This window comes from Aestuariivirga sp. (genome assembly GCF_046093005.1).
Classification (GTDB): Bacteria; Pseudomonadota; Alphaproteobacteria; order Rhizobiales; family Aestuariivirgaceae; genus Aestuariivirga.
Window position 1 is genome coordinate 1 of the sequence record NZ_JBJTER010000196.1, and the last position, 7,898, is coordinate 7,898.

Genomic DNA, 7,898 nt, shown 5'->3' on the forward strand with positions numbered 1-7,898 from the left:
GCCAGGACCCGGACCCTGAGATCGAGTGACAGCGCTTTCGACATGACTGCCGGCCTCCAAACCCGGCAGACAGTGTGAATCATTTTCTCGCTGATTTGGGAATCCCAAAAAGATTCATTCAGATAGGGTGCCGCTCTAACAGCTCCGCTCAGCCGGCGGCGATCAGCCCGGCGATGGCATCAGGGTTTCGCCAATGCGGCAGGTGACCCGCACCTTCCAGCACATGTACCGCCACGTTGAACGGCATGTTGAGCGCATGCCGGGCCGGGATCACCTGGTCGTCGCGCATGAACACCGCGCGCACTGGCACGACCACCTTGCCGAGCGCGGCGAGGATCGACAGCTTCTGCTGGCCGTCCTCCGCCAGCTCGCCGGCGATGGTGCGGAGCTGCGTGCCGTTTTCAGCGATCTGACCAGCCAGCGCAGCCTGGGATTCAGCCTGGATGGTCTCGCCCAGAAAGCCGGCGGCGCGATCGATGCCGCCCGCCAGCATGGCGGCGATGAACGCGCCATTGATCTCCTCGCCGCAGCCCGCCGGCGCCAGCAGGGTGAGCGACAGCGCCCGGTCGAGCAACTGTGCGGCCACCACCGCGCCAAAGGAATGGCCGAGTATGTGGAGATTGACCGGCGGCAGCGCCGCGCGGATGGCCGCGGCCATCGCGTCTGCTGCGGTGGCGGACGATTCGGTCGCGCCATGGCCGGGCAGGTCCGCCGCCATCACCCGGTATCCCCTGGCCGCCAGCTTGCGCCCCAGCGTGGTGAAGCTCTGCGAATCGGCGAACAGTCCATGCAGCAGCAGAACCAGGCCCTGTTGCTGGCCCTGCGCGGGCCATTCACGGAAGAAGATCCGGCCAAGAGGGGTTTCCGCATGATAGGTGGCGCGCAGCGGGCGGCGGGCCTCCGCCACATCGGCGCGGGTCACCCGGCCGTTGCGCCCGGTGCCGCGCAGCCCCGAAAGGTCAATCCCCGCCCGGCGGGCCGCCACCCGCGCCGCGGTCGAAGCGCGCGGCCGCGATCCCGCCACGCGCGGCGTGCGCTGGATGGCTGGCGTTACCACAGCAACCGCCGGAGCAGCGGCGGCGGCGGGCCGTTTTGCTTCCGCCACCGCCTCACCCTCGATTTCGATCCGGGCGATGGCGCTTTCCACCGCCACCATCTGGTCACTGGCCACCAGCCATTCGACGATGACGCCGTCCTGCAGTGCCGGCACTTCGACGGTGGTCTTGTCGCTTTCCACTTCGAGCAGCGTTTCGCCGCGCCGGAAGGCCTCGCCCGGCTTCTTGAGGATCACCCCGATGCGGCCTTCCTCCATGGTCTCCCCCAGCCGGGGGAGCGGCATCTCGATCACGCGGCCCATGACGGGGCAACCCTCTTGACCAGCCAGAGTGCGGTTTCCGAAATCAGCTGCGGCGTCGGCACGGCGCCGCGCTCAAGCCCTGGCGACACCGGAATCGGAATATCCTCGCCGGCCACCCGCAGCACCGGCTCTTCGAGATAATCGAAGCAGCGCTCCGAAATGCGCGCCGAAAGTTCAGCCGCGAAGCCCGAGGTCAGCACCGATTCGGTCACCACCATGGCGCGGCCGGTCTTCATCACCGAGGCGATGAAGGTCGCGTCATCGAGCGGATTGAGGCAGCGCACATCGACGACTTCCGCCGAAACGCCGGACTGGGCCAGCGTCTCGGCCGCGGCCAGCGATTCAAACAGCATCTTGGAATAGGTGACGATGGTGACATCACTTCCCTCGCGGCGGACCAGCGACTTGCCCCAGGCGCCGTCGGGCTTGTCCGGGTCCATCTCGCCTTTGCGCACATAGAGCCCCTTGTGCTCGATGAACATCACCGGGTCGGGGCAGGTGAGCGCCATGCGCAGCAGGTGATAGGCGTCGTTGACGGTGGCCGGCATGACGACGCGCAGGCCCGGAATATGGGTGAACCAGGATTCGAGCGATTGCGAATGCTGGGCAGCACCCGAGCGCCCGGTTCCGCCCTGCATGCGCAGCACCATCGGAACACCGATCTGGCCGCCGAACATGTAACGGCTCTTGGCGGCCTGGTTGGCCACTTGGTCCATGGTGAGGCCGGCAAAATCGATATACATGAGCTCGGCCACGGGGCGTGAGCCGGTCATGGCGGCGCCCACCGCGGCGCCGACGATTCCCGCCTCGGCGATCGGCGTATCGATCACCCGGTGTTCGCCGAACATCTCGAGCAGGCCCTTGGTGACGCCATAGGCGCCGCCATAGCGGCCCACTTCCTCGCCCATCACAAAGATCGACGGATCGGCGGTCATCGAATCGATGAGCGCCTGGCGCAGCGCCTCGCGGTAGGTGGTTTCGACGGCGGCCATCAGTGCGCTTCTCCCAGTATCATCGACAAATGCTGGCGCAGCGGCCTGGGCTCCGGTTCGCCCCTGGCGAACACGTCGCGGAACATCGAGTCGTCGGCGGGCGCCGCCGCCGCAATCGCATGCTCGACGGCGGCGTTCATTTCCGCTTCGGCCTCGCGGTCAAGCGCTGTCAGCGCCGCCGCGTCGGCGGTGCCGCGGGCCAGCAGCTTCTCCCGCGCATTGGCCAGCGCGTCGCGGGTGCGGCCCTGAAGTTCCTCGGCCTCCTCGCGGTAGGGGCTCTTGTCGAGCCGGGCGTGGCCGAAGAACCGGTAGCATTCGAGCGTGAGGAAGCCCGGCTTGCCATTGCGCGCCGCGGTCAGAATGCGCTCGGCCGCCTCATGCACCGCTTCCACGTCGCTGCCATCCGCCACCATGCCGTTGAGGCCGCAGGCGATGGCGCGCTCATGCAGGTTGGGGTTGGCCGAGGCGCGGTCGATGCGGGTGCCCATGCCATACTGGTTGTTGATGCAGCAGAACACCACCGGCAGGCTCCACAGCGCCGCCATGTTCATCGCCTCGAACAGGATGCCCTGCTGCGAGGCGCCGTCACCGAAGAAGGCGACCGACACATGCGGCAGCTTGCGGTTGCGGTAGGACAATCCTGCCCCCACCACATGCGGGATGCCGCCGCCGACGATGGCATTGGCGCCGAGCGCCCCCAGCGCCATGTCTGCGATATGCATGGAGCCGCCCTTGCCGGAACAATAGCCATCCGCCTTGCCGGCGATCTCGCTCATCATGCGCTTGGGGTCCGCCCCGCGCGCGATGAAGATGCCGTGGCCGCGGTGATGGGTGGTGAAGCTGTCGCCCGCCTCCATGGCCCGGCAGACGCCCGCCACCGCTTCCTCGCCGATCGACATGTGCAGCATCGAGCCCGCCGATTGCCCGCGCACGAACAGTTCGTTCACCCGTTCCTCGAAGGTCCGGATCCGCCGCATGGTGCGGTAATGTTCGAGAAGCAGCTTGTTTCCGCCCGCCGTCATGACAACTCCATCAAAATCCGGCGGGTTTCTGGCATATTCCGGGGGCGGCGAGTAGTGTTTTTTCGCCGCTGCGAGGCTGGCCTGCTCCTAGCGGTGCCGGAACTCCGGCTTGCGCTTCTCGATGAAGGCCTTCATGCCTTCCTTCTGGTCCTCGGTGGCGAACATCGAGAGGAACAGCCGGCGCTCGAAGCGCGATCCCTCGGCGAGCGACGTCTCCTGCGCCCGGTTCACGGTTTCCTTGGCCATCATGACGATCGGCCGGGAATAGGACGCGATCTTGCCCGCCGCCGCCAGCGCCTCTTCCAGAAGCCTGTCGGGCGCCACCACCCGGGCGACGGGGCCTGAGCGCTCGGCCTCGGCGGCGTCCATCATCCGGCCGGTGAGGATCAGGTCCATCGCCTTGGCCTTGCCGATGGCGCGCGGCAGGCGCTGGGTGCCGCCTGCGCCCGGCATGATGCCGAGGGTGATCTCCGGTAGCGCGAAGCGCGCCGTCTCGGCGGCGATGATCATGTCGCACATCATCGCAAGTTCCAGCCCGCCGCCCAGACAGAAGCCGGAGACCGCGGCGATCACCGGCTTGCGCGTTTCGGAGAGCCTGGTCCAGCCCTCGAGGAACCGGGCGAGATAGGCCTCGACATAGGTCTTCTCGGCCATTTCCTTCACATCCGCCCCGGCGGCGAAGGCCTTTTCGCTGCCGGTGATCACCGTGCAGCCGATCGCTTCATCGGCCTCGAACGCAGCGAGCGCCTCGTTCAGCTCGGCGATCAGCGCCTCGTTCAGCGCGTTCAGCGCCTGCGGGCGGTTGAGCGTCACGAGCCCGACATTGCCCCGGCTTTCGACGATGATGTTCTGATAGGCCATGATGCACCCTATGTCTGGCAGTTGCGGCAATAAAAGGTGGAACGGCCCGCCTGCACAAGCCTCCTGATGTCTGCCCCGCAGCTGAGGCAGGGCTGGCCTTCGCGGTCATAGACCTGGAAGCGCTGCTGGAACTGGCCTTCCGCCCCGTCGGTATGGGCGAAATCCTGCAGCGTCGAGCCGCCGGCGGCGATCGCCTCCGCCAGCACCGCGCGGATGTGGCCCACCAGAGCCGCCAGCCGCGGGTCGTCGCCGCGTTTTTTCACCAGGGTTTTCGCCTTGCGCCGCGGCGAGAGCCCGGCCCGGAACAGCGCCTCGCAGACATAGATGTTGCCGAGCCCCGCCACGACACGCTGATCGAGCAAGGCTGCCTTCAGCGGCGCTGCCTTTCCGCTGAGCCGGGCGGCCAGGTAGCCGGCATCGAAGGCATTGCCCAGCGGCTCCGGCCCAATGCCGCGCAACAGCTTGTGGTCCGCCGCCTGCGATTCGGGGAACAGGTCCATGATGCCGAAGCGGCGCGGGTCGGTGTAGACGACGCGCGTCCGGTCATCCAGCGTCAGCACCACGTGATCATGCGGGCCCTCGCCGGCCTCGCCCGCCGTGGCCTCGAAATAGAATTCGCCGAGGTTCCGGCGGCCGGCCGCCGAGAACACCGTGAAGCGCCCGGTCATGCCGAGGTGAACCAGCAGCACATCGCCCGAATCAAGCCCGGCGAGGATACACTTCGCCCGCCGCCACAGGCCGGTCACCCGGCGGCCTTCCAGCCTCTTGGCAAAGCCCTCCGGAAACGGAAACCGGAGGCCTTCCCGACGCAGCGCCACGCCGGCGATAGCCCGGCCCTCGAGCACCGGTTTCAGCCCGCGCATCACGGTTTCGACTTCTGGAAGCTCCGGCATGAAGCAGCCCTAGTGCATCTTGCTTTGATCCGCCCGTTTTTTCTGTTCTCCATTTTGGAGCTGTACCTTGGCTAATGGGCGGGGATTACAGCCTTCGTCACTTTGTATCGACACCATGGATCGGCATCCGCGCAGCCACCATGCCGGATCCCTGTTTGCAGGAGGTCGCAGTAAGGGAGATATGAACAAATCTCAATGTACCCAATCAGGCCGGTTCCTGCACTGGGCGGTTGCCCTCAGTCTGAAGGACGACTATGGGAGCTGCAATAGAAATCATTGTCATGACATCCCCTCAGATCGTACAGCTCTTGATCACGCTTGCCGGCATTGCCCTGGCGATGCTTGCCTTCCTGTTTGGGCCATTTGGAACCTTTGGCAATGCGGCGCTGGCTTTCGTGATTTTCGTCATTGCCGGCATCGCGGCGGGCTTCGCCTATGCCAAGCTCAGCGCCGGACGGAAGAGCTGACGCCTTGGCGCATCTGATCTTCGATTGCGACGGCGTGCTGGTCGATTCGGAACCACTGTCGATGCGCGCCGATGTGGAGATTCTCGCGCAGAGCGGCATCGTCATGAGCGAAGAGGAGGCGCATAGCCGCTTCGTGGGCAAGACCTTCGCCGCCATGCTGGACGAGATGACGGCCGAGCATGGCGTTTCCTTTCCCGCCGATGCTTCGGCGCGCAAGGACAAGCGGCTGCTGGAACTCTACGAGGCCGAACTCAAGGCGGTGGAGGGTGTCGCGTCGGCGCTGGCGGCGCTGAGCCCCGGGCGGTTCAGCATCGCCTCCAACTCGCCCGCTGCCCGCGTCGCGGCGGCGCTGCGCATCACCGGGCTTCGGCAATTCTTCGATGACCGGATCGTCACCTTCGAGCATGTGGCGCGCGGCAAGCCAGAGCCCGATGTGTTCATCGAAGCCGCACGGCGGGCAGGCCAGCCGCCACGGAACTGCATCGTCATTGAGGATTCGGTAACCGGTGTGACGGCGGCACATCTGGCGGGTTGCCATGTGCTGGGCTTCACCGGAACCCATCCGCACCCGGAGCAACAGGCGGAAAGGCTGCGCGCCGCCGGCGCTGCCCAGGTCTTTCAGGCGATGCAGCGGCTTCCTGGGCTGATTGCCGAAACAATGCTTTGACATTCGGGAACAGAACCCCCATATGCCTGTTCGACGCTGAAGGCCGACTCAAGGAATACGTGAGGCGCCCGCCAATGTGGCGCCGTTCCGGCCTCAACCAGCGTCTCCCCGAACATACCTTTCACGTGGGTAGGTTTCAGCGCCTGCCCGGCCTTGCGCGGATCATCCGCGCCTGGGTCATGTCGGACATGGCTTGCGCTGCCCACCATCGTTCCGATTTTGAAAGAAGAAACAATTGACTCAGTTTTCCGATCTTCAGCTCTCCGAACCGTTGCTCCGCGCGCTTGCCGCGGAAGGCTATGAGAGCCCCACCCCCATCCAGGCCCGTGCCATTCCGAGCCTGCTCGACGGCAAGGACCTGCTGGGCATCGCCCAGACCGGCACCGGCAAGACGGCGGCTTTCGCGCTGCCGATTTTGCAGCGTCTGTCTGCCTCGGCCGAACGGCCGGCGCGCGGCACCTGCCGGGCGCTGATCCTGTCGCCGACGCGTGAGCTCGCCGCCCAGATCGGCGACAGCTTCCGGGCCTATGGCAAGTTCATGAAGCTCTCGCGCGCCGTCGTGTTCGGCGGCGTGTCGCTCAACAAGCAGATCGACATCCTGCGCGGCGGCGTCGATATCGTGGTGGCCACGCCGGGCCGCCTCGTGGACCTCATCGAGCGCCGCGCCCTGACGCTGGCCAAGGTCGAGATCTTCGTTCTCGACGAAGTGGACCAGATGCTGGACCTCGGCTTCATCCACGCCATCCGCAAGATCACCGGCATGTTGCCGCAAAAGCGGCAGAACCTGTTCTTCTCGGCCACCATGCCGAAGGAGATCGCCGGGCTTGCCGATGCGCTGCTGACCGATCCCGTGAAAGTGGAAGTGGCCCCGGTGGCCACCACCGCCGAGCGCGTCAACCAGTGCGTGATCCATGTCGACCCGGCCAACAAGGTGAAGCTGCTGGCCGAGCTCCTCAAGGACAACAACATGACGCGGACGCTCGTGTTCACCCGCACCAAGCACGGCGCCGACAAGGTCATGAAGCAGCTTTCGGCGGCGGGTTTCACGGCAGCGGCCATCCATGGCAACAAGAGCCAGAGCAACCGCGAGCGGGCGCTGGCCGGCTTCAAGGCGGGCAAGATCCTGGTTCTGGTGGCGACCGACATCGCGGCGCGCGGCATCGACGTCGAGGCGGTGTCGCATGTCGTCAACTATGACCTGCCGCACGTGCCGGAATCCTATGTGCACCGCATCGGCCGCACCGCCCGCGCCGGAGCTGGCGGATCAGCAATTGCCTTCTGCACGCCGGAAGAGCGGCCGTTGCTGCGCGACATCGAGAAGACCATCCGCCAGCAGGTGCCGGTCACCGAGCATGCGCTGGGCCTGAAAGGCGTGCCACAACTGGCGCCGAACTTCGGCTGGACCCCGATGGGCAAGGACAAGCGCCCGGCCAAGAAACCGCATCACCGCGGCCAGAACCCGAACCGCAACCACAGTGGCGGCGGCAGCGGCCAGCAGAAGCCAAAGCGCCGTGATGGCGGCAGCGGCAGCTGGATGACTGAAATCGGCAAGCGGCAGGCTTAGGATCAACTATAGTGCCCCCCTCACCCTCCCACGCCTGCGGCGCGGGCCCCAACCCTCTCCCCATGAATGGGGAGA

8 protein-coding genes are annotated in these 7,898 nt (G+C 66.1%); 3 read left to right on the forward strand and 5 right to left on the reverse strand.

Annotated features, from left to right (window positions below; translation table 11 throughout):
- Positions 1-148: 148 nt before the first annotated feature.
- The 5 genes from ACKOED_RS16485 to mutM all read right to left on the reverse strand — a co-directional run bounded on the left by ACKOED_RS16485 (position 149) and on the right by mutM (position 5,125).
- The gene (locus ACKOED_RS16485; protein ID WP_408917719.1) at positions 149-1,357 is read right to left on the reverse strand and encodes an alpha/beta fold hydrolase; all 1,209 of its coding nucleotides are present in this window, start codon (positions 1,355-1,357) and stop codon (positions 149-151) included.
- Positions 1,345-2,349, reverse strand: coding sequence for an alpha-ketoacid dehydrogenase subunit beta (locus ACKOED_RS16490; protein ID WP_408917720.1), 1,005 nt, complete (start codon positions 2,347-2,349; stop codon positions 1,345-1,347). Before ACKOED_RS16490 ends, ACKOED_RS16485 begins: the two co-directional genes overlap by 13 nt.
- A complete protein-coding gene (locus ACKOED_RS16495) occupies positions 2,349-3,371 on the reverse strand; it encodes a thiamine pyrophosphate-dependent dehydrogenase E1 component subunit alpha (RefSeq protein ID WP_408917721.1) in 1,023 nt (340 codons plus the stop codon). The genes ACKOED_RS16490 and ACKOED_RS16495 overlap by 1 nt, the downstream gene beginning before the upstream one ends.
- Positions 3,372-3,458: 87 nt before the next feature.
- Positions 3,459-4,232, reverse strand: coding sequence for an enoyl-CoA hydratase (locus ACKOED_RS16500; RefSeq protein ID WP_408917722.1), 774 nt, complete (start codon positions 4,230-4,232; stop codon positions 3,459-3,461).
- An 8-nt stretch (positions 4,233-4,240) separates the two neighbouring features.
- Positions 4,241-5,125, reverse strand: a complete 885-nt coding sequence (mutM, locus tag ACKOED_RS16505; RefSeq protein ID WP_408917723.1) for a bifunctional DNA-formamidopyrimidine glycosylase/DNA-(apurinic or apyrimidinic site) lyase — start codon at positions 5,123-5,125, stop codon at positions 4,241-4,243.
- A 281-nt stretch (positions 5,126-5,406) separates the two neighbouring features.
- Here mutM and ACKOED_RS16510 point away from each other — a divergent pair, with 281 nt between their 5' ends.
- The 3 genes from ACKOED_RS16510 to ACKOED_RS16520 all read left to right on the forward strand — a co-directional run bounded on the left by ACKOED_RS16510 (position 5,407) and on the right by ACKOED_RS16520 (position 7,823).
- On the forward strand, positions 5,407-5,592 hold the full coding sequence (locus ACKOED_RS16510) for a hypothetical protein (protein ID WP_408917724.1): 186 nt from the start codon (positions 5,407-5,409) through the stop codon (positions 5,590-5,592).
- Between the two features lie 4 nt (positions 5,593-5,596).
- Entirely contained in the window at positions 5,597-6,259 is a 663-nt protein-coding gene (locus ACKOED_RS16515) for an HAD family hydrolase (RefSeq protein ID WP_408917725.1), read from the forward strand.
- 235 nt (positions 6,260-6,494) lie between these two features.
- Positions 6,495-7,823, forward strand: a complete 1,329-nt coding sequence (locus ACKOED_RS16520; protein WP_408917726.1) for a DEAD/DEAH box helicase — start codon at positions 6,495-6,497, stop codon at positions 7,821-7,823.
- The last annotated feature ends 75 nt before the right edge of the window (positions 7,824-7,898 follow it).

Excerpts from the sequence above, each read along its gene's own strand:
- ACKOED_RS16485 (WP_408917719.1), bottom strand. The coding sequence starts at position 1,357 with ATGGGCCGCGTGATCGAGATGCCGCTCCCCCGGCTGGGGGAGACCATG.
- ACKOED_RS16490 (WP_408917720.1), bottom strand. The coding sequence starts at position 2,349 with ATGGCCGCCGTCGAAACCACCTACCGCGAGGCGCTGCGCCAGGCGCTC.
- ACKOED_RS16495 (WP_408917721.1), bottom strand. The coding sequence starts at position 3,371 with ATGACGGCGGGCGGAAACAAGCTGCTTCTCGAACATTACCGCACCATG.
- ACKOED_RS16500 (WP_408917722.1), bottom strand. The coding sequence starts at position 4,232 with ATGGCCTATCAGAACATCATCGTCGAAAGCCGGGGCAATGTCGGGCTC.
- mutM (WP_408917723.1), bottom strand. The coding sequence starts at position 5,125 with ATGCCGGAGCTTCCAGAAGTCGAAACCGTGATGCGCGGGCTGAAACCG.
- ACKOED_RS16510 (WP_408917724.1), top strand. The coding sequence starts at position 5,407 with ATGACATCCCCTCAGATCGTACAGCTCTTGATCACGCTTGCCGGCATT.